General features: G+C 64.0%; 17 protein-coding genes and 1 other RNA gene. 14 read left to right on the top strand and 4 right to left on the bottom strand.

The annotated features are described in order from the left end of the window. Positions 1-121: 121 nt before the first annotated feature. Positions 122-1,504, top strand: coding sequence for a serine hydrolase (locus tag E5X34_RS17300; protein WP_292567096.1), 1,383 nt, complete (start codon positions 122-124; stop codon positions 1,502-1,504). Between the two features lie 8 nt (positions 1,505-1,512). Here E5X34_RS17300 and E5X34_RS17295 read toward each other — a convergent pair whose 3' ends face one another. After that, positions 1,513-2,178 carry a class I SAM-dependent methyltransferase gene (locus E5X34_RS17295; RefSeq protein ID WP_292567093.1) on the bottom strand — a complete coding sequence of 222 codons (666 nt, stop codon included), beginning with the start codon at positions 2,176-2,178 and terminating at the stop codon, positions 1,513-1,515. Further along, positions 2,175-3,473, bottom strand: a complete 1,299-nt coding sequence (locus E5X34_RS17290; RefSeq protein ID WP_292567091.1) for a DUF3419 family protein — start codon at positions 3,471-3,473, stop codon at positions 2,175-2,177. Before E5X34_RS17290 ends, E5X34_RS17295 begins: the two co-directional genes overlap by 4 nt. 389 nt (positions 3,474-3,862) lie before the next feature. Here E5X34_RS17290 and E5X34_RS17285 point away from each other — a divergent pair, with 389 nt between their 5' ends. Next, entirely contained in the window at positions 3,863-4,963 is a 1,101-nt protein-coding gene (locus tag E5X34_RS17285; protein ID WP_292567088.1) for an acyltransferase, read from the top strand. A 26-nt stretch (positions 4,964-4,989) separates the two neighbouring features. Here E5X34_RS17285 and E5X34_RS17280 read toward each other — a convergent pair whose 3' ends face one another. Then, positions 4,990-8,622, bottom strand: coding sequence for a hydantoinase B/oxoprolinase family protein (locus E5X34_RS17280; protein ID WP_292567086.1), 3,633 nt, complete (start codon positions 8,620-8,622; stop codon positions 4,990-4,992). 177 nt (positions 8,623-8,799) lie between these two features. On the opposite strand from E5X34_RS17280, the gene E5X34_RS17275 reads away from it, so the two are divergent. The 5 genes from E5X34_RS17275 to rnpB all read left to right on the top strand — a co-directional run bounded on the left by E5X34_RS17275 (position 8,800) and on the right by rnpB (position 12,036). Continuing rightward, positions 8,800-9,006 carry a hypothetical protein gene (locus tag E5X34_RS17275; protein WP_095815664.1) on the top strand — a complete coding sequence of 69 codons (207 nt, stop codon included), beginning with the start codon at positions 8,800-8,802 and terminating at the stop codon, positions 9,004-9,006. 134 nt (positions 9,007-9,140) lie between these two features. Then, positions 9,141-9,860, top strand: coding sequence for a DnaJ family molecular chaperone (locus tag E5X34_RS17270; RefSeq protein ID WP_292508243.1), 720 nt, complete (start codon positions 9,141-9,143; stop codon positions 9,858-9,860). Further along, positions 9,857-10,624: an N-acetylmuramoyl-L-alanine amidase gene (locus E5X34_RS17265; RefSeq protein WP_292567079.1), complete on the top strand. Its 768-nt coding sequence runs from the start codon at positions 9,857-9,859 to the stop codon at positions 10,622-10,624. The genes E5X34_RS17270 and E5X34_RS17265 overlap by 4 nt, the downstream gene beginning before the upstream one ends. A gap of 185 nt (positions 10,625-10,809) precedes the next feature. Further along, entirely contained in the window at positions 10,810-11,511 is a 702-nt protein-coding gene (locus tag E5X34_RS17260; RefSeq protein WP_292567076.1) for a transglycosylase SLT domain-containing protein, read from the top strand. A gap of 128 nt (positions 11,512-11,639) precedes the next feature. Further along, an RNA gene (rnpB, locus tag E5X34_RS17255) (RNase P RNA component class A) lies at positions 11,640-12,036 on the top strand. A gap of 106 nt (positions 12,037-12,142) precedes the next feature. Here rnpB and E5X34_RS17250 read toward each other — a convergent pair. Next, positions 12,143-13,258 carry a cystathionine gamma-lyase gene (locus tag E5X34_RS17250; protein WP_292567073.1) on the bottom strand — a complete coding sequence of 372 codons (1,116 nt, stop codon included), beginning with the start codon at positions 13,256-13,258 and terminating at the stop codon, positions 12,143-12,145. A 400-nt stretch (positions 13,259-13,658) separates the two neighbouring features. Here E5X34_RS17250 and mraZ point away from each other — a divergent pair, with 400 nt between their 5' ends. Genes mraZ through mraY form a run of 7 tightly spaced genes read left to right on the top strand, consistent with a single transcriptional unit; the run spans position 13,659 to position 21,299 of the window. Further along, positions 13,659-14,117 carry a division/cell wall cluster transcriptional repressor MraZ gene (gene mraZ / locus E5X34_RS17245; protein WP_127250282.1) on the top strand — a complete coding sequence of 153 codons (459 nt, stop codon included), beginning with the start codon at positions 13,659-13,661 and terminating at the stop codon, positions 14,115-14,117. After that, positions 14,114-15,130, top strand: a complete 1,017-nt coding sequence (gene rsmH / locus E5X34_RS17240) for a 16S rRNA (cytosine(1402)-N(4))-methyltransferase RsmH (RefSeq protein ID WP_292567070.1) — start codon at positions 14,114-14,116, stop codon at positions 15,128-15,130. Before mraZ ends, rsmH begins: the two co-directional genes overlap by 4 nt. 4 nt (positions 15,131-15,134) lie before the next feature. Beyond that, positions 15,135-15,530 (top strand): hypothetical protein, encoded by a 396-nt coding sequence (locus E5X34_RS17235; RefSeq protein WP_127306210.1) that lies wholly within the window; start codon positions 15,135-15,137, stop codon positions 15,528-15,530. Next, positions 15,527-17,251: a penicillin-binding protein 2 gene (locus tag E5X34_RS17230; RefSeq protein ID WP_292567066.1), complete on the top strand. Its 1,725-nt coding sequence runs from the start codon at positions 15,527-15,529 to the stop codon at positions 17,249-17,251. The genes E5X34_RS17235 and E5X34_RS17230 overlap by 4 nt, the downstream gene beginning before the upstream one ends. 54 nt (positions 17,252-17,305) lie before the next feature. After that, a complete protein-coding gene (locus E5X34_RS17225; RefSeq protein ID WP_292567063.1) occupies positions 17,306-18,760 on the top strand; it encodes a UDP-N-acetylmuramoyl-L-alanyl-D-glutamate--2,6-diaminopimelate ligase in 1,455 nt (484 codons plus the stop codon). Further along, a complete protein-coding gene (locus E5X34_RS17220; protein ID WP_292567060.1) occupies positions 18,757-20,190 on the top strand; it encodes a UDP-N-acetylmuramoylalanyl-D-glutamyl-2,6-diaminopimelate--D-alanyl-D-alanine ligase in 1,434 nt (477 codons plus the stop codon). Before E5X34_RS17225 ends, E5X34_RS17220 begins: the two co-directional genes overlap by 4 nt. A 26-nt stretch (positions 20,191-20,216) precedes the next feature. Then, positions 20,217-21,299 (top strand): phospho-N-acetylmuramoyl-pentapeptide-transferase, encoded by a 1,083-nt coding sequence (mraY, locus tag E5X34_RS17215; protein WP_292567057.1) that lies wholly within the window; start codon positions 20,217-20,219, stop codon positions 21,297-21,299. Positions 21,300-21,305 lie beyond the last annotated feature (6 nt).

The following is a 21,305-nucleotide window of genomic DNA, read 5'->3' as shown; positions in this document are numbered from 1 at the left end:
GATCGCCGAACATGGTTGATAATCCATTGACGGCGCTCGACTACGCCGGTGATTTTGCGGAAGCAATGGCGGCAAATCGATGACATAAATCGTGCCGCGAATCCAAAGAGGCGGGGGAAAGATGCGGGCTGTCGTGAAATTCATCAAGTGGCTGCTTGGCCTTGTGATCCTGGCGGTGGTCGCGCTCTTCGCCTGGCTCTATTTCGCGCCGCCGGAACTGATCCGGGTTGGCGCCGGCTATTCGGCCAAGATCGTCTGCTCGAATGTCTTCATCGCCGGCCGTGACGCCAACGAAGTGCTGGCCGTCGACGTGCAGGCGCCGGGCCATCCGCTGCTCAGGCTGATGAAAATCTCCGTCGACAAGGAAAGGGGACTTGTCTCCGCCGGCCTGCTGTGGGTGCTGGGCAAGAGCGTCGCGGTGGAACGCGAGGGCGTCGGCTGCGCCTCGGTTCCCGACGGGGACACCGGGAAGGCGCGACAGACGTCGCTGCGCGCAGCAGCTTCCGCGCCGGCGCAGGCGGACGCGCTTTGGCCCGATGGCGAGCGCGTGGATGCGTCACAAAATCCCGAGGTCGCGAAAATCGTCGACGACGGTGCGATGGCAGGCATCGGCATGCGCGCCATCGTGGTGGTGAAGAATGGCCGCGTCGTCGCCGAGCGTTACGGCGACGGCTTCTCGGCCAAGACGCCGTTGCTCGGCTGGTCGATGACCAAGACGGTGAATGCCGCGATCGTCGGGACACTGGTGAAGGACGGCAAGCTCGCCATCGACAACAAGGGTCTTTTCGCGCCTTGGAAGGCCGACGGCCGCGCCGCCATCAGCCTTGCCGACATGATGGCGATGTCGAGCGGGCTGGCATTCAACGAGGATTATGGCGACGTCGCCGACGTGACGCGCATGCTCTATCTCGAGCCGGACATGGCCGGTTTCGCCGAGGCCCAGCCGCTGACCGGCGAGGTCGGAAAGGTGTTTTCCTATTCGAGCGGCACGGCGGTGATGCTGTCGCGGCTGTGGCAGGACGCGATCGGCGACAAGGCCAAGGCGCTGGCCTGGCCGCGCACGGCGCTGTTTGAGCCGCTCGGCATGCATACCGCGGTGCTCGAGACCGACGAGCAGGGCACCTTCGTCGGCTCGTCCTATCTCTACGCCACCGCGCATGACTGGGCGCGCTTCGGCCAGTTCCTGCTGCAGGGCGGAACCTGGAACGGCAACCAGATCCTGCCTGCCGGTTTCGTCGACTGGATGCGCGAGCCGGCGCCGGCCTCGAAGGTGTATGGCAAAGGCCAGCTCTGGATCGAGGGACCGGGCGATGAGGGAAAGCCTGGGGCGGGCGCCGCAGCCGGCCTGCCCAAGGACACAGTTTGGATGGAAGGGCATGACGGCCAGACGGTGGCGATCATTCCGTCGGAGCAGTTGGTCGTGGTGCGGCTTGGGCTGACGCCGGCCAAGCTCGGCTATCATCCGCAGATCATGGTGGGAGCGGTGGTCAAGGCGCTGCATTAGAGCGCTTGCTATTTGGGGGATCCAATCACGCCCAGATATGCATAGCCGCGATAAAGCGTTTTGAAACGGAAGGTTGCGCCGGCGCGTTGCGATTCCGATTCAAGCACGTCACGCAGCGAGGCACGCGGTGAAACATGGAATTTGCGCAGCCAACCGCGCAGGAGGGACCGGAACCAGCGCGGCAGGCCTTCCTGCTGGCCGAAATCGACGACATGCAGCGAGCCGCCTGGCACGAGCGCGGCCAGCGCCGCCGAAACCGTCTTTTCCCACCCCGGTATCATCGACAGCGAATAGGACACGAAGACGCGGTCGAAATGCTCGACGCCGAACAACACCTTGGCGTCGAAATCGGTGGCGTCGCCCCGCGCCAGACTGACCTTGCCGGACAGACCATCGCGCGCGATGGCGGCGCTTGCCGTCTCCAGCATCTCGGCCGAGATATCGAGGCCGAAGAAGCGCGCGTTGGGGTAGCGGCGGGCAGCGAGCACGATGTTGCGGCCAGTGCCGCAGCCGAGCTCCAGCACCGTGCCGCCTTGCGGCACATCCAGCCCGTCGATCAGCCGGTCGCGGCCGAGCAGGTAGTATTTGCGGGTCAGGTCGTAGATGTGGCGCTGCCAGCGGTAGACGCCGTCCATCAGTTCGGCATGGCTGGCCGGCAGCTCCGTCGTGCTCATGCGGCGCGCTTCACGTAAAGGTGGAAGCCGCCATAGATCGCCGAGCGGTCTTTTGCCGAGAATTCGCGCGAGGCGTCGGCCTCGTAGGTCCATTGGTCGAGCAGCGAGCCGGAAACGCGGCCAGGCAGCAGGCTGGGTTCTGCCGCGGTGCGGAAGATGACACGCGCGCCAATCGAAGCGGTACGGGTGATCTCGGTCCACAGCGCGTTGAGCAGGTCGTCGGTCATCCAGTCCTGCGCGTCGAGCAGCACGAAGCGGTCGACGGTGCCCGCGTCCTTGGCGGCCAGGAACTTGATCAGGTTGGCGTGGTGGATGGCGACGCGATCGATATTGTCGCGGATCGTCTTGTAATTGCGTTGTTCCAGATAGGCCGGCAGCGCTGCCTCGCCGGGCTGCGGATAGCGGCGGGCAAAGGCCTGCCAGGCGAAGTAGTTGTTCTTCAGCGGGAAGTCGCAGGCGAGCTTTTCGAGCCGAGCCTTCAAGACGCTCGCCATCGAGCCGTCGCCGGAGGTGATCAGCGAATCGTACTGCGCCGGCGGGATGCCAAGGCCGAACAGCGAAGCCTTGCGCGAGGTCGCCCAGCGCAGCAGCTTCTTGTCGAAGACTGGCGCCAGCTCCTCGTTGAAGAAGCGGCGCTGCTCGCCGATATTCTGCGCCTTCATGATGCCGGCCGGGTCGACACCAAACAGCTTGCCGACGCGATGGCCCATGGCGATGAAGAGCCCGAGCAGACCGGTCTGGTAGAAGTTGCGGTCGAAGACCGAGATGCGGCGGCGGCCGCGCCAGTTGCGGCGCTCCCAGTAGTGGCGGCTTACCGCATCGAGATGCGGCGCGATGAAGCGATCATAGGCATCGGAATTGTGGCTGGTGTCGGCGGCGCCGAAGAAGCGGAACAGGTCGCCCTGCGACGGCAGATGGCGCACCGCTTCCAGCTTCATGCGGTTCAGCGCGATGTGCGCGGCATTGAGATCGACGGCGTCGATCCTGGCCGGCGAGCGGGTCAGGTAAGCCAGAATGTTGCAGCCGCCCGAGGCGATCGTGACGACGCGATGACCGGCGCCGAGCTGCATGGCCTCCATGTCGACATCCGGGTCTTCCCAGATCTGCGGATAGACCAGACCGGAGAACAGGAAGGCGAAGAGCCGCTCGGAAATGCCGTCCTTCGACAATGCGCGGTTCTGGTAGACGGCCTTTCCGACTTCCTTGCCTCGACGATAAACGAGTTCTCCGGATACGTCCGACATGGAAAGGTGATTCCCCGTTTGCGTTGGCGCAAGCGGGTAGCGCAGCGTCATGACAGGCAGGTGACAGCCTGTTGACGTCGACCTGCCGTGTGTAGCGCGCAAGATCGCCAGGCATCTTCGCCCGAGCTCGCTTAGAAACATGGCGGAGGTTCATTCACCCATCTGGAAGCCGTGGGTCAGGGACTGCTCCTTCTGGCGGGGTTGGCGCGGCAGCTTGTGAAGCTCCTTTCGGCTTAGGCCATCGCCATTACTTCATCGGGACTTGTCTTTGCCAATCAAGTCCGCTCAATATTATTCAGTTTGTTTAAAGGAAAAATAGGAGATTTCCTGCCTATAACAATATTCCGTACGTACTGAGTTTTGTTTGCGGATATGATTCGCCGCCAACTTACCTGATACAGGATGATACTATTGTTTAGCTACAGCTACATTAGTAGATTATGATCTGGTCGCTTCAAACGCTGCGGTTTGCAGCCGCGTCGATGGTCCTGTTTCTGCATGCGGTGCAATCCGCGATGCGGATTTCGGGCGTTGGAGCAGTTCCCTACCAATACGCACTCGTGGGCTCGGCCGGCGTCGATATCTTCTTCGTCATTTCCGGTGTCATCATGGCGACGGTGGCCCCTGGCAGAACAGCCGCCGAGTTCATCCAGGCGCGAGTGCTCAGGGTCGTCCCGATCTACCTGTTGTGCAGCATTCCGGCGCTGCCGATGATGGCCATTGGCCCTGGGTTGGGCTGGCGCAATATCCTTGCCACGCTGTTCCTGTGGCCGGCCACGGACCAGATGGCGGCACCTGCGCTCGGCGTCGCGTGGACACTATGCTTTGAGATGCTGTTTTATGCCGCGGTTGCGCTCGTCCTGTGCGACCGGCGATGGCTATATGCCCTTGCGGCCATTTTCACCGGCGCATTTCTGCTTCGTTGGGCTGGCCCCGTTTTTCAATTTCTTGGCAACCCGATCATCCTCGAATTCGTCGCAGGCGTGGCGATCGCCAGGATAGGCAAGGTTCGGTGGGGCTTTGGCATGCTGCCATTGGGGGTTGCCGCCCTTTTCTTAACAGCCTGGTTGGAGGTCATTCCAAACGGCCATACCGGGCTCTTTCTGACCGGTGAGGAAAATCTCCTGCGCATAGCGATTCTCGGGATCCCCGCCGTCCTTATCGTATACGGCGCCATGCATTTGCGGGCTCAACAGAGCGTTTGGACCTATCTCGGCGAAGCTTCGTATTCGCTCTACCTTGTGCATCCGATATTGATATCCGCGCTTGCGATCATGTGGGTCTTCCATCCAGTTGACCCGAATGTGATCATCGTGGTCGCCATCCTTGTCTCGCTGGTGACGTCTTGGCGTGTTCATGAGCGGATAGAGAAGCCCATGAATGCCTGGATAAAGCGGCGAAAGCCATCAGCGGCGGGCTGGGCGAATGCCACCGTCACCGCATTTCCAGGCGGCCATTTGCTAGGTGTCGAGAAGCCTGGGTCGTTCGCAAACGCACCCTCCGCCGCGGCCTGCGAAGCCGCCAGCGCGCGCGAAGGCTGACAGTTTGCGCCGGGTCGGCGACTTGCTCACGCCTTGCCGAACCCTCCAGGCGTCGGCGTGGTGACGATGACGGCTTCGCCGGCATCGAGCGTGGTCTGGTCGCAGGCCTTGAGGACATCGACCGAACCGTCCTTGCGCCTGACCTTGGTCGAGCCGGCCTCGCCATCGCCGCCGCCTTCGAGGCCTTGGGGCGGTCGGTTGCGGTGCGAGGACAGAATCGCGCATTCCATCTTTTCGAGGAAGCGGATGGTGCGCCTGGTGCCGTCGCCGGCATTCCACTTGCCCTTGCCGCCGGAATTTTCACGGATGCGGAAATCTTCCAGCACGACGGGGAAGCGCAGTTCCAGCACCTCCGGATCGGTAAGGCGCGAGTTGGTCATATGGGTATGGACGCCGGAGGTGCCGGCAAAGCCGCGGCCCGAATTCATCCGGCCGGGCGGCGAGCCCGAGCAGATCGTCTCGTAATACTGGTATTTCTTGTTGCCGAAGGTGAGGTTGTTCATCGTGCCTTGCGCATTGGCCATGGCGCCCATCGCGCCGAACAGCGCGTTGGTGACATGCTGCGAGGTCTCGACATTGCCGGCGACGACGGCGGCAGGGTAGGCGGGTTTCAGCATCGAGCCGTCGGGGATGACGATGTTGATCGGCCTGAGGCAACCGGCGTTCATCGGGATCATGTCCTCGACCATGACGCGGAAAGCGTAAAGCACGGCAGCGCGCGCGACCGGCTCCGGCGCGTTGAAATTGTTCTTCATGACAGGCGAGGTGCCGGTGAAATCGACAGTCGCCTCGCGCTTTTGCCGGTCGACGGTGATCTTCACCCTGATCACCTGGCCGGTGTCGGTCGGGTATTCGTAGGCCGCGCTGTCGGGAAGCCGCTCGATCACGCGGCGCACGCTCTCGGCGGCGTTGTCTTGGACGTGGCCCATATATGCCTCGACGACATCGAGGCCGAAATGCGCGACCATCTTGCGCAGTTCCGCCACGCCCTTTTCGTTGGCGGCGATCTGCGCCTTGAGGTCGGCGATGTTCTGAGTTGGGTTGCGCGCGGGATAAGGATGGTCGGTAAGCAGCGCCTCCAGTTCCTTCTCGCGGAAGCGGCCGCGATCGACGATGCGGAAATTGTCGAACAGCACGCCTTCCTCATCGACCGTCGTCGCAAGCGGCGTCATCGAGCCGGGCGCGGTGCCGCCGACATCGGCGTGATGGCCGCGCGAGGCCGTCCAGAACAGGATCTCCTTCAGCGCATCGTCGAAGACAGGTGTCACCACCGTGATGTCGGGCAGATGCGTGCCGCCATTATAAGGGGCATTGAGCGCGAAGACGTCGCCCGGATGGATATCGCCGGAATTCAGGCGGATGATGGTTTCAACGGAACGGTCCATGGAGCCCAGATGCACCGGCATGTGCGGCGCGTTGGCGACCAGCGCGCCATGGCGATCGAACACGGCGCAGGAGAAATCGAGACGTTCCTTGATGTTGACCGAATAGGCGGTGTTCTGCAGCGTCACGCCCATCTGCTCGGCGATCGACATGAAGAGGTTGTTGAACACCTCCAGCATCACAGGATCGGCCTCGGTGCCCAGCGCCGCGGCACGCGCTTTCCGTTCCGTGCGGCGGATCACGACGTGGTTGAGACCGGTGATTTCGGCGCGCCAGCCCGGCTCGACGACGATGGTCTGGTTCGGCTCGATGATCAGAGCGGGTCCGGCAACCGTGTTGGATGGCTGCAGGTTCTCACGGCGGTAGACGCCGGCCTCGTGCCAGCGGCCCTCGGTATAGATGCGCCGGCTTTCCGAAGGCTTGGGCTCGACTCCTGCCGCTCCGTCAGGGGCGGAGGCTTCAGCCCTGTCCTCTCGAGCGGTCTCCATGCCTTCGACGGCGACGGTTTCTACGACGATCGGCTTGTCGTCATAGACGAACCCGAACTGCGCCCTGTGCGCGGCCTCGAAATCGCTTCTGGCGCGGAAGATCGAGCTATGCTCGAAATTCACCGGCAGCGCGGTGTCGGTGCCGTCGTAGCGGATATGCAGGACGGGCCTCGTCGAAAGCGCCTCCTCGGCAACGCCCTGCTCGCCGAGTTCGGCGACGACCTCGCTGCGCAAGGCCGCGATAAGCGCCTCGATCGCGGCTCGCGATCCCTCAGCAAGCGGCTGCAGCAGGCCCTGCTGGCGCGAGGCGAAGACCGACGAGAGGCCGATCCCGTAAGCGGAAAGCAGGCCGGAAAAGGGATGGATCAGCACGGCTTCCATGCCGAGCGCGTCGGCGACAAGGCAGGCGTGCTGGCCGCCGGCGCCGCCAAAGCAGTTCAAGAGATATTCCGTGACATCGTAGCCGCGCTGCACCGAGATCTTCTTGATGGCGTTGGCCATGTTCTCGACGGCGATGGTGACAAAGCCTTCGGCGACCGCCTCGGGCGAACGGCCGTCGCCGATCTGGGCGGCAAGTGCCACGAATTTCTCGCGAACCGCGCCGGCGTCGAGCGGCTGGTCCTGGCCGGCACCGAAGATCGCCGGGAAGAAATCGGGCCGCAATTTGCCGAGCATGACATTGGCGTCGGTCACGGCGAGCGGGCCGCCGCGCCGGTAGGCGGCGGGGCCGGGATTGGCGCCGGCCGAATCCGGGCCGACGCGGAAGCGTCCCGCCTCGTAATGCAGGATCGAGCCGCCGCCGGCGGCGACGGTGTGGATGCGCATCATCGGCGCGCGGATGCGCACGCCGGCGACCTCAGTGTCGAAGGCGCGCTCGTATTCGCCGTCGTAATGAGCGACGTCGGTCGAGGTGCCGCCCATATCGAAGCCGATGACTTTTTCGAAGCCGGCGAGCTTCGCCGTCTCGACCATGCCGACGACGCCGCCGGCCGGGCCGGACAGCAGCGCGTCCTTGCCCTGGAACATGTCGGCGGCGGTCAGGCCGCCCGACGACATCATGAACATCAGACGCGGGCCGGCGCCCAGCTCTTCCGCCACACGCTGCACATAGCGCGACAGGATCGGCGACAGATAGGCATCGACCACGGCGGTGTCGCCGCGGCCGACCAGCTTGATCAGCGGCGAGACCTCGTGGCTGACTGAAATCTGGCTGAATCCGATCTTGCGGCAGACTTTTGCCACGGCTTTTTCGTGATCCGGGTATTTCCAGGCATGCATGAAGACGATGGCGACCGCGTCGATGCCATCGGCCCTGGCCTGCTCGATCGCCGGGCGGCAGGCCGCGATGTCGAGCAGCCGCTCGACGCAGCCGTCGGCGCGCACGCGTTCATCGACCTCGATCACCCGCTCATAGAGCTGCTCGGGCAGGATGATCTCCTTGGCGAAGATGTCCGGCCGCGCCTGATAGGCGATGCGCAATGCGTCGCGAAAACCCTTGCTGATGAGCAGCAGCACGCGGTCGCCCTTGCGCTCGAGCAGCGCATTGGTGGCAACGGTCGTGCCCATTTTGACGTCGCCGATCGCGTCGGCGGAAATGACGGCGCCGGCCTTCAGACCCAACAGCTCGCGGATGCCCTGAATGGCGGCGTCCGCATAGGCCTCGGGATTCTCGGACAGGAGTTTTCGAGGGTGCAGCCGGCCTTGCGGATCACGGCCGATGATGTCGGTGAAAGTGCCGCCGCGGTCGATCCAAAAATCCCATTTCCGTGTTTCCGCGGCTGCCGGCATTCTGCTTGTCCACCCATATCTGCGTGCGCATGTTCTGTTAGTTCGGGATTTCCCCGCCAGCAATTGCAAGTTGATGTTACATATCGAAATGCAACGTTACGAAACCGGCGAGCCTGCTGATGCATTTCCTCTGCGACCGCTCACCGAAACGTGAGCGTCTGTTGAAGGAGAGATACCATGAAGAAGCTCATCTTGGCGTCTGTTTCGGCGCTCGCCCTGCTGGGGGTCGCGGCTTGCAGCGACAATGGCACCGACAATACCACCACCCAGAGCACCAATCCGCCGGCCAACGAGCAGCCGATGAAGCCTGCTTCGCCCGACGCTTCGAAGCCCGCTGAACCGGCTCCGGCAACAAATCCGGCTCCTGCCGCGCCTGCGCAGTAAGAGCCGACCACATAGATGCAAGGAAGGCCGGCAATGCCGGCCTTCCTTTTTGCTCCATCGCTCCCGAAGATCGCCATTACCTGCGGCATTGTCCAGGCTTGATAGAACCGCCCGGTTCGCTCTATGAAGCCGGCATGTCGATTTGGGACCGCCTTGGCGACTTCATCGCTCGTGTTTCGTCGTCGGCGTCCTCGGGCGTCGCGGATGTCGTGGAAGCCGTGCGCACCGTGTTTTCCGGCGATCCGGACCTGCGCCGGCGCGTTGCCTTCTCTGTGGCCATGATCGCGCTGTCCGCCAAGATGGCCAAGGCAGACGGCATCGTCACCCAGGACGAGGTGCGCGCCTTCCAGGAAATCTTCGAGGTGCCGCCGAGCGAGACACGCAACGTGGCGCGCCTGTACGATATCGCCAAGCAGGATGTCGCCGGATTCGAGATCTATGCCCAGCGCATGGCGCAGCTATGCGGCTCCGGCCATGCAAACTGCATGATGCTGGAAGACATTCTCGACGGGTTGTTCCACATCGCCAAGGCGGATGGCCTCATCCACGAGCAGGAAGGGCAATTCCTGCATCGGATCGCGGAGATTTTTCAGATCGACGAGGTGCATTACGAGGCGATCCTGTCCAGGCACGTCGATCTTGGCGCCGCCGATCCCTATGTCGTCCTGGGGATCGAGCGGGGCAGGCCGTTCGAGGAGATCAGGAAACGCTATCGCAAGCTGATCTCGGACAATCATCCCGATCGGCTTATCGCGCGCGGCTTGCCGCAGGAATTCATCAAGATCGCCACGACCAGGGTCGCCGCGATCAATGCCGCCTATGAGATGATCGAGCGGGGCCTCAGGCACGCATGAGCGGTTTTCTGCCCGACCATCCAGAGGCGGAGGTTCGGGTCTCGCCCAATTTCGGCCCGCGCCGCGAGACGCTTCGGCCCGACATGATCGTGCTGCACTATACCGGCATGGCAAGCGGCGCCGGTGCCGAGGCGTGGCTGTGCGACCCGGCGAGCGAGGTATCCTCGCACTACCTCGTTCATGAGGACGGCCGTGTCGTGCAAATGGTGCGCGAGAGCGATCGCGCCTGGCATGCCGGCAAGAGTTCCTGGCTCGGGCGAACCGACATCAACTCCTGCTCGGTCGGCATCGAGATCGTCAATCCCGGGCACACGCTGGGCTACAAGGCCTTCCCGCGGCGGCAGATCGGCGCCGTGATCGAGTTGTGCGCGGGTATCGCGGAACGCCATTCCATTCCCGCGGCAAGGGTGCTCGCCCATTCGGACGTGGCGCCGGGCCGCAAGGTCGATCCGGGCGAGAAATTCCCCTGGAAAGCACTGTTCGCGGCCGGTGTCGGTCACCTCGTGCCGGCGGCGCCGATAAAGGCGGGCGCTGCGCTGAAGGCCGGCGATGCCGGCTTGGATATCGAGGCGCTGCAATCGATGCTGGCGCTCTATGGCTATGGTGTCGAGACATCGGGTGTTTATGACCGGCAGACGGAAATCGTGGTGGCGGCCTTCCAGCGACATTTCCGCCGGCGGCTGGTCGACGGCGTGGCGGACAATTCGACGATCCGCACGCTGCAGAGGCTCCTGGCTTCCGTAAAGGCAACTCCCGTCAAATAGTTGCGCCGGGATCGTTAAATTACAATCTGTCACTCAAAGTGAATTGCGCCGCCTTCATTGCCGCCAATTCCGCCTGCAAATGCCCGTCCCGCAAGTTGTCGGGCGTCTATCCCCCCAAGACACCCGATGTTGAGTTGACCCAACTGCGCGAAGTTCTTCGCGCGGCTCTAACAGAACAGGACTACATGCAAAAATTGACCGTTGTAGCGGCAGCCGTTGCTGCCGGAGTGATAAGTTTTGCCTTCAACCAGGCCAACAGTGCCCCGTTGAGCCCCAGGGCGGACAACGGCTTCGCAGCCGTGACCCCAAAGGCCGCCTCGAGCCCCAAGACGGCAAAAACCGCGCGGGCTGCTCCGGCAAGGGTTCAGAAGGCCGCCGCAACCCGGGTGACAAAATCGACGGCGAAGCGCGCAAGGCGCGGCGGAAAGGCTATCGATCTCACCACAACGGCCTCTATCCCTCGCGGCAGGATCGCAGTGGCGACGCCGGCTGCAGCCGGTGACGGCCAGTATTCGGCGATCATCGCCCGTTATGCCGCGAGCTATGGCGTGCCGGTGTCCCTGGCCAAGGCCGTCATCAAGATCGAAAGCAACTATCGGCCGAACATGGTCGGCGGCGCCGGCGAGATCGGCCTGATGCAGATCAAGCCGGCGACGGCGCGCATGATGGGTTATACCGGTTCGGCCAAGGGATTGTTCGATCCCGACACCAACATCAAATACGGCATGAAGTACCTCGCTATGGCGCGGGACCTTGGCGGCGGCACCACCTGCGGCACGATCCTGAAATACAATGCCGGCCATGGAGCGACGCGGATGAACCCGGTCTCTGCCGCCTATTGCAGCAAGGTGAAGGTGCAGATGGTGGCGCTGGGCTCGCCGGCCTGATGCTATGCAGCGCGGCGGATTTGGGAAACGCGCGCTTTATGCACGTCGTTGCCCCAATCCTCCGCGCATTTGGGACGAGGCGCTTTTTCGTTTGCGTTTTCAGGCGGGAATCCCTTTATACGCGCTTGCCAGCTGGCCGGGCGGCCGCGCCCGCGAGAACCGAAAGGTTGCGGGTGAGGAAAGTCCGGGCTCCATGGAGACACGGTGCCGGCTAACGGCCGGCGGGGGCGACCCCAGGGAAAGTGCCACAGAAAGCAAACCGCCGCGGTTTCGGCCACGGCAAGGGTGAAAGGGTGGGGTAAGAGCCCACCGCGCGACTGGCAACAGGAGCGGCAGGGCAAACCCCACCGGGAGCAAAACCGAATAGGGGCGGTGCGAGGGGAAACCTTCGAGGGCTGTTTCCGGCTCACCGTCCGGGTAGGTTGCGTGAGGCGCATGGCAACATGTGCCCAAGATGAATGGCCGCCACGTTCTCGCCGCGAGGCGAGGGCCATACAGAACCCGGCTTACAGGCCAGCTGGCAATTTTTCTCCCCACGGCGATAGCGATAGAAAATCAAAAGGTTGCGCCGGAAGGCGCAGCTTTGGATTCAGCGTCCGTGTCCCGGCTCCGAGTGCGGGCATAGATTCGTTCAACTGCCGACCTTGTCCAACGACGCCTCGATCGCCTGCCAAAGCTCCTCGACCGGCTCGCAACCCACCGACAGGCGCACGAAGCCCGGCGGCACGGCGTCGCCGCGCTTCGAGCGCCGCTCGGCCGAGGTGTGCACGCCGCCGAAGGAAGTCGCCGATTCAATCAGCGCGCAATTGTCGATGAACGCCTCGGCCTTCTGTTCCGAGGCCAGTTCGAACGAGATCAGGGAGCCGAAGCGATCCATCTGGGCGCGGGCCAGATTGTGCGAGGCGTCGCCCTCGAGCCCGGGATAGCGCAGGCCGCTGACCGCGCGGTGATCCTTCAGCCGCCGCGCGATGGTTTCGGCTGACGAACACATCCGGTCGAAACGCACCTCCAGCGTTTCCAGCCCGCGATGCACAAGCCAGGCCTCGAAGGGGCCGGGAATACCTCCGACCAGGCTGCGCCAGTCGGTCACCTTGGCGATGATGTCGGCATCGCGGCTCGCGACATGGCCGAAAAGCACGTCGGAGTGACCGTTCACCGCCTTGGTGTCGGCGGAGACGACGATGTCGGCGCCGAGGTCGAGCGGACGCTGGCCGAAGGGCGTCATCGTCGTGTTGTCGACGACCAGCAGTCCATCCTGCCTGTGAACGGCTTCGGCCACCGCCGTGATATCGCAGATGTCCAGCCGGGGATTTGACGGCGTCTCGGCAAAAACCAGCCGGTAACCATCGAAGCCGCCGTCGAGGAAGGTTGGCGTCGGCCTGGTGTCGCAGGCAATGCCGAGGGGGTTGAGAAAGCGCTCGGCCATGGCGCGCGTGGCGTGATAGCCGTCTGACGGCAAAAGCACGCGGTCGCCTGATTTCAGCAGCGCGAAAAACACCGACGAGATTGCGCCCATTCCGGACGGGAAGGCGACGCACTGCGCGCCTTCGAGGTGGCCAAGCGCGTGCTCGACGGCGCGCCAGGTCGGATTGTCGTAGCGGCCATACTGATCGAAGCCGACTTCTGCGCCCGGCGTGTGGAAGATCGATGCCATGGTCAGCGGCAGAGGGATCGGGTCGCCCTTGGCGAAATCGCGGCTGCGCAAATGGGCAAGCGCCGCGGCGCGGGACTTCGCTTTCTCGGACATCAGGCTTCATCCCTTCGGCTGAATAGAAATTGCCCGCGACGCTATGCGTGCCGGCTGTTTGGGGCAAGCAGCGTCCTTTTGGGCCAGAGGGCTCTAAACGCTTCGTTAGGCTTAATGGACGATAAAGACGAGACGTGCCTTCAGCCTGCGCTTTGTGGTTGTGATGCGCGTGTTTGTGATGCCTGTTCCCGTTGACGCCCATAGTACCCCATGATATCCCGTTCACATCATCAAGCTTTCGTTCCGCGTCAGGGTGAAGCGTACGCCAATCGGGCAGCCGCGGCGGCTGCGCGTTTGCCGGTTTTCGCCCCGGTGAATGAAGCGATTTGCCGCGAGCGCGGCGAGGGCGCGGAGAACAACATGGGAAGGGGTGCGGCGGCGGAAGCGGCTGTAGCGTTCATTGGACCGATTTCTGTCAAACGCGGTAAACAGGATCGATGCGAAGGGGCGGGTCTCCGTTCCGGCGCATTTCCGCGCGGTGGTTCAGAAACGCGGCTATTCGGAGCTTTACGCGCTGCGCTGCCTGGACCTGCCGGCCATGGATGTCGGTGGACTCGACCTGCTCGACCGCTACGAGCAGCGGATCGCGCTGGAGGATCCCTTTCTGCAGACGGCGGACGACATGTCGTTCTTCTGCCACGGCGACGGGACGTTCCTGAAGCTCGATCAGGATGGCCGCATCACCATGAGCGACTTCATCCGCGAGCATACGGGCATCTCGAACGAGGTGGCCTTTGTCGGCCGCGGCAATTTCTTTCAGATCTGGGAGCCGGGACGGCTTTCCGCCTATGGGGCGCAGGCGCGCGCCAGGCTTTTGCAGCTTCGGCAGGGGACGAAGCCCGGGGAGCGATCGGAATGATGGCTGGCCACGGCGATGATCCTCACGCCGTTGGCGGACCGGCCCGCCACATTCCGGTCCTCCTTGCCGAGGTGCTCGACGCGCTCGCGCCGAAGGCCGGCGAGACGATCGTCGATGGGACATTCGGCGCCGGCGGCTACACCAGCGCGATCCTCGATCGCGGCGCCTCCGTCGTTGCCATCGACCGCGACCCGGATGCGATCGCGGCGGGCAGGGCGCTGGAGCGGCAGGCCGGCGGCCGGCTGAGGCTTGTCCAGGCGCCGTTCTCGGCGCTGGACGAACATGTCGAGGGCGCCGACGGCGTGGTGCTCGACATCGGTGTTTCCTCCATGCAGCTCGACCAGGCGGAGCGCGGCTTTTCCTTTCGCGCCGATGGGCCGCTCGACATGCGCATGGCGCGGTCGGGGCTTTCCGCCGCCGACGTTGTCAACACCTTCAAGGCCGGCGACCTTGCCCGCATCTTGGGCTTTCTCGGCGAGGAGCGCCATGCCGGCCGCATCGCGCGCATGATCGAGAGCCGGCGTGAGAAGAAGCCCTTCGAGCGCACGCTCGATCTCGCCGACGCCATTGAAACGCATATCGGGAGAGGGCCGAAGGACAAGATCCATCCGGCCACGCGCGTCTTCCAGGCGTTGCGCATCTTCGTCAATGACGAGCTTGGCGAGCTTGCAAGGGCGCTGCTGGCGGCCGAGCGGGCACTGAAGCCCGGTGGCCGGCTTGCCGTGGTGACCTTTCACTCCCTGGAAGACCGCATCGTCAAGCGCTTCATCGCCGACCGTTCCGAAGCCGCCAGCGGCTCGCGACACATGCCAGACGCACCCCAGCGCGATCCGACTTTCCGTAAAGCTGGCGGCGGTGTGACGCCGGGGGAGGCCGAGACAGCGGCCAACCCGCGAGCGCGCTCGGCCAGGCTGCGCGCTGCGATCCGCACAGATGCCCCGGCGCGTGCGGGCGATTTTTCGATCTTCGGCCTTCCAAAGCTTCCCGCCGTCGAACGGCCGGGAGAGAGGTGAGCACGTGTTTCGTACCAGCGACATAGTCCTGATCGCCGTCATGGTCTCGGCCGCGGCCCTGACCTACAAGACCAAGCGCGAGGCCGAGGAGCAACTGGCGGCCGTGCAGAAGATCCAGGCACAGATCCGCTACGAGGAAGACACGATCGATCTCCTCAAGGCGGATTGGAGCCTGCTTACCCAGCCATCGCGGCTGCAGAAGCTTGCCGACATCTACAAGAGCCAGCTCGGGCTCGAACCGGTCGGCGCCCGCCAGATCGGCGGCCTTGACGACATTCCGGTGAAACCGGTGACCATCGAGGACCTCTCCTCGCAGCGGCTTGGCGGCATGGCCGATAGTTCCGGCAATGGACCAGCGGACGACAAGGATCCGGTCGTCACGGGGAGCACTGTGCAATGATCGGCAGGCTTCCAAGGATCGGTGAGCTGCTGAAGCGTCGGAAGAAGACCGCCGAGGACGGCTCGATCGTCGTCGACGCGGCGCGCAAGGCGACGGGCGGCAAGGCCAGGACCCGCATCGTCATGACGATGGCGGTGTTCTTCACCCTCTATTCGACGATTGCCGGCCGGCTTGTCTATCTCGGCCTGCAGAATCCGGACCTGTCCGACGGCCCACAGAGCAGGGTCACCGCGTCGCGTCCCGATATCGTCGACCGTAACGGCGAGGTGCTGGCGACCGACATCAAGACAGCGTCGCTGTTTGCCGAACCGCGGCGCATCGTCGATGCCGACGAAGCGATCGAGAAATTGTCGACCGTGCTGCCGGAGATCGACTACGAGCAGACCTACCGCAAGCTCAAGAGCGGCGCCGGCTTCGTCTGGCTGCAGCGCCAGCTAACGCCGAAGCAGCAGGCCGACATCATGGCGCTGGGCGTTCCCGGCCTCGGCTTCCGCACCGAAAAGCGCCGCTTCTATCCGAGCGGCGAGACCTCGTCCTATATCGTCGGCCTGACCAATATCGACAACCAGGGCATCTCTGGCATGGAGAAGTATATCGACGAGCAGGGGCTGAGCGACCTGCAGGCGTCGGGCCTTGCCATCGCCAAGGACCTCAAGCCGGTCAGGCTTTCGATCGATCTGCGCGTCCAGCATGTGGTGCGCGATGAGATCGCCGCCGGGCTGGAGCGCTATCGCGCCATGGGCGCCGGCGCCGTCGTGCTGAACATCAAGACGGGCGAAGTGATGGCGATGGCCTCGGTGCCGGACTTCGACCCGAACAATCCCTACAATGCCCAGGACAAGGACCGGCTGAACCGCATGTCGGCGGGCCTCTACGAGATGGGCTCGACCTTCAAGAGCTTTACCTCGGCGATGGCGCTCGATTCCGGCAAGGCGACGATGAACAGCCGCTTCGACGCGTCGCATCCGATCCGGGTCGGCCATCAGGCCATTCACGATTTCCACGGCAAGAACCGCGTGCTGTCGCTGCCGGAGGTGTTCCTCTATTCGTCCAACATCGGCTCGGCCAGGGAGGCAGAGCTTGTCGGCATCGAGGGGCACCGCGAATTCCTGCATCGCCTCGGCATCCTCGACAGGATGCAGACCGAACTGCCGGAGGTCGCGCGCCCGACCGAACCCAAGGTCTGGAAACAGGTCAATTCGTTCACCATCGCCTTCGGCCATGGCGTGTCGACGACGCCGCTGCAAGCCGCCGTCGGCTGCGCGGCGCTGATGCAGGGCTATCTGATCCAGCCGACATTCCTGGTCCGCAGCGAACAGGAGGCGATGGCGGTGGCCAAGAAAGTGGTCAGCGACAAGACGGTCGAAGGCATGCGCTATCTCTATACGCTCAATGCCGAGAAGGGCTCGGCCAGAAACGCCAGGGCCCCTGGCTACCGCGTTGGCGGCAAGACCGGAACGGCCGAGAAGGTCATCAACGGCCGTTACTCCAAGGAGTTGAATTTCAACACCTTCGTCGCCGCCTTCCCGATGGACGATCCGCAATTTCTGGTGTTCACGATCGCCGACGCCCCGCATCCGGAAAAGCCGGGGATGACGGACGTCGCCGCCAACAATGCGGGGGTTATCGCCGGCAATATCATCAGGCGCTCGGCGGCCATGCTTGGCGTGAAGCCAGATTTCAGCCATGAAAATGGTGCAACGCTGGTTTCCTATCAGTGATTCTTGGGGCGCGCCGGCAACTGCGCGCTATTTTGTTGCAGTGAACGGGACTCAATGCATCTAAAAGATCTAGCCGGTATCCTGCCTGTCGAGGGAACAGCTTCCCGCGATCTGGAGGTTACCGGACTTTCCTCCGATTCCCGCACGGCCAAGACCGGCGTCGTCTTCTTTGCGCTTGCCGGCAGCAAGGCCGATGGCGCCGCCTATGCCGCCGATGCCGCCAGCCGGGGTGCCACCGCAATCGTCACAGGCAAGGGCGCGGCGGTGTCCGGCCTGTCGATCCCGGTTCTTGCCGTCGATGATCCGCGCCATGCGCTGGCGCTCGCCGCCGCCCGCTTCTTTGGCCGCCAGCCTGAGACCATGGTCGCCGTCACCGGCACCGCCGGCAAGACATCCGTCGCCGCCTTCACCCGCCAGATCTGGGAGCAGGCGGGGTTCGCCGCCGCCTCGATCGGCACGACCGGCGTGGTGGCGCCCGGCCGCAACGAATATGGCTCGCTGACCACGCCCGACCCGGTGGCGCTGCACCGGTTGCTCAAGGAACTGGCGGATGCCGGCGTGACCCATGCCTCGATGGAAGCCTCCAGCCACGGCCTCGACCAGCGTCGTCTCGACGGCGTGAAGCTTGCGGCCGGCGCCTTCACCAATCTCGGCCGCGACCACATGGACTACCATCCGACGGTCGAGGATTATCACCGCGCCAAGCTGCGCCTGTTCGACACGCTGCTGCCGAAGGGCGCGCCCGCGATCGTCTTTGCCGACGACCCGTGGTCGGAGCCGACCATCAAAGCCGCAAAGGCGGCGGGTCTCAACGTCCTGACCGTCGGCCGCCATGGCGATTTCCTGACGCTGAAGCGGGTCGAGCACGAGCGCCATCGCCAGCGCGCCGAGGTCGTGGCCGACGCCGTGCTCTACGAAGTAGACCTGCCTTTGGCCGGCGATTTCCAGATCGCCAACGCGCTGGTCTCGGCCGGGCTTGCCATCGCGACTGGAACGCCGATGGATAAAGCTTTGGCCGCCCTGGAAAAATTGAAGGGTGCGCCCGGCCGGCTCGACCTCGTCGGCGCCACCGCCGCCGGCGCTCCTGTCTATGTCGACTATGCCCACAAGCCCGACGCGCTGGAGAACGTGCTGACCTCGGTCCGGCCTTTCACCACGGGCCGCGTCGTCGTGGTGTTCGGCTGCGGCGGCGACCGCGATCGGGGGAAAAGGCCGATCATGGGCGAGATCGCGACGCGGCTCGCCGACATCGTCATCGTCACCGACGACAATCCCCGCACGGAAGTGCCCGAGACCATCCGCGCGGCCATCCTCGCCGCGGCGCCCGGCGCTATCGAGATCGGCGACCGCCGCAAGGCGATCCATGAGGCGGTGGCGATGCTGCGCGCCGGCGATACGCTCATCGTCGCCGGCAAGGGGCATGAGGAAGGCCAGACCATCGGCGCTCAGACCTTCCACTTCTCCGACCACGAGGAAGTGCGCGATGCGCTGAAGGAGCGCGCCGCATGAACCTGCTGTGGACGTCGGAAGCGCTGGTCGAAGCCATGGAAGGCAGGCCCATCGGCTCGCTGCCGGCGGGCATCACCGGTATTTCGATCGACAGCCGCAGCCTGGAGCCGGGAAACGCCTTCTTCGCCATCAAGGGCGAGGCGATGGACGGCCATGATTTCGCGACAGCCGCGGTCAAGGCCGGAGCGGCCGTGCTGGTCGTCGCCGAGGGCAAGCTGCCCTCGCTCGGCCGGCTGACGGCGCCGATGATCGTCGTTCCAGATGTGCTTGCGGCACTCGAGAAACTCGGCGTCGCGGCCCGGGCGCGTTCGAGGGCCCGGATCATTGCCGTCACCGGCTCGGCCGGCAAGACGACCACCAAGGAAGCGCTGCGCCATGTGCTGTCGGCGGTCGGCAAGGTGCACGCCTCGGCGCAGTCGTTCAACAACCATTGGGGCGTGCCGCTGACGCTGGCGCGCATGCCGCAGGATTGCGACTACGCGGTCTTCGAGATCGGCATGAACCATCCGGGCGAGATCAGGCCGCTGGTCAAGATGGTCAGGCCGCATGTCGCCATCGTGACGATGATCGCCGCCGCGCATCTCGGCTTCTTCAAGAATCTGGACGAGATCGCCAGGGCGAAGGCGGAGATCTTCGAGGGCTTGGAGCCCGACGGCGCCGCGGTGCTCAATCGTGACGACCAGCGCTGGAAGCTGCTTGAGAAGATGGCGAAGGAGGCCGGCGTCGAGCACGTCTTCGGCTTCGGCGAGAATGCCCGTTCAACCTTCCGACTGACCGGCTGCGAGCTCTCCGCCGATCACTCAGACATCACCGCCAAAATCGGCAAGCAGGATGTTGCAGCGCGTGTCGGGGCTCCCGGTCGCCACATGGTGCAGAATGTATTGGCCGTGCTGGGTGCTGCCAAGCTCGTCGGCGCCGATCTCGACAGGGTTGCGGCGGCGCTTGCCGACCTGTCGGCCGAACGCGGGCGTGGCCGGCGCCATGTCCTGCACCATCCAGACGGGCCGATCACGCTGATCGACGAGAGCTACAACGCCAATCCGGCGTCGATGGCGGCGGCGATGGCGCTACTCAACGCCACGCCCGTCTCGGGCGAGGGCCGGCGCATCGCGGTGCTGGGCGACATGCTGGAGCTCGGCAGCCATTCGGTGAAGCTTCATGCGGCGCTCGCCGAACTGATCGTCGGCACCGGCACGCGCAACGTCTTTCTCGGCGGGCCGGAAATGCAGGCGCTGGCCGAGGTTTTGCCGGCCGAAGTCCAGACCGAGTACCGGGCAGGCGTCGAGGAACTGAAACCGATCGTGATCGCTGCGCTCAGGCCCGGCGACGTGGTGATGGTCAAATCGTCGAAAGGCATCGGGTTTTCAAAGCTGGTCGACGCATTGCTCGGCAAATTTCCGGCGGAAGCCACAAACATTAAGCCGGCCTAGGTCGGGCTCCGGGGGACGGAAGGACCATGTTCACACTGCTCGTCGATTTCGCGGACAAGATCTCGTTCTTCAACGTCTTCCGCTACATCACCTTCCGCACCGGCGGCGCGCTGATCACCTCAGCGCTGATCGTCTTCATTTTCGGGCCGACGATCATCAATTCGCTGCGCCTGCGTCAAGGCAAGGGCCAGCCGATTCGCGCCGATGGCCCGCAGACGCATTTCAAGAAGGCTGGAACGCCGACCATGGGTGGGCTGATGATCCTGTCAGGCATCATCGGTTCGTCGCTTTTATGGGCAAATCTTTCCAGCATCTATGTCTGGGTTGTGCTGCTGGTCACCGTCGGCTTCGGCTCGATCGGCTTCTATGACGACTATCTCAAGGTCACCAAGCAGTCGCATCTGGGCTTCTCCGGCAAGGCGAGGCTGGCGATCGAATTCGTCATCGCGGCCATCGCCGCGTGGGTGATCATGCATAATGGCCAGGCGCCGTTCTCGTCGTCCCTGACCTTCCCCTTCGCCAAGGAGTTGCTGATCAACCTCGGCTGGTTCTTCGTGCCGTTCTCCTGCTTCGTCATCGTCGGCGCCGGCAATGCGGTCAACCTGACCGACGGCCTCGACGGCCTGGCGATCGTGCCGATCATGATCGCGGCGGCGTCTTTCGGAGTCATCGCCTATCTCTCGGGCAACGCGGTCTTCGCCGAATATCTGCAGATCCATTTCGTTCCCGGCACCGGTGAGCTCGCCGTCGTGCTCGGCGCGGTGATCGGCGCCGGGCTCGGCTTCCTCTGGTTCAACGCCCCGCCGGCCGCGATCTTCATGGGCGACACCGGCTCGCTGGCGATGGGCGGCCTCATCGGCACCATCGCCGTCGCTACCAAGCACGAGATCGTGCTGGTCATCGTCGGCGGCCTGTTCGTGGTCGAGATCTTCTCGGTCATCATCCAGGTCGGCTACTTCAAGATGACCGGCAAGCGCGTCTTCCTGATGGCGCCGATCCATCACCATTTCGAAAAGCTCGGCTGGACCGAAAGCCAGGTGGTGATCCGCTTCTGGATCATTGCCGTCATCCTGGCGCTGGTCGGCCTCTCCACTCTCAAGCTCAGATAGGACCAG

Source organism: Mesorhizobium sp., from assembly GCF_004963255.1.
Lineage (GTDB): Bacteria > Pseudomonadota > Alphaproteobacteria > Rhizobiales > Rhizobiaceae > Mesorhizobium.
This window is presented reverse-complemented; position numbering and strand designations above follow the sequence as displayed.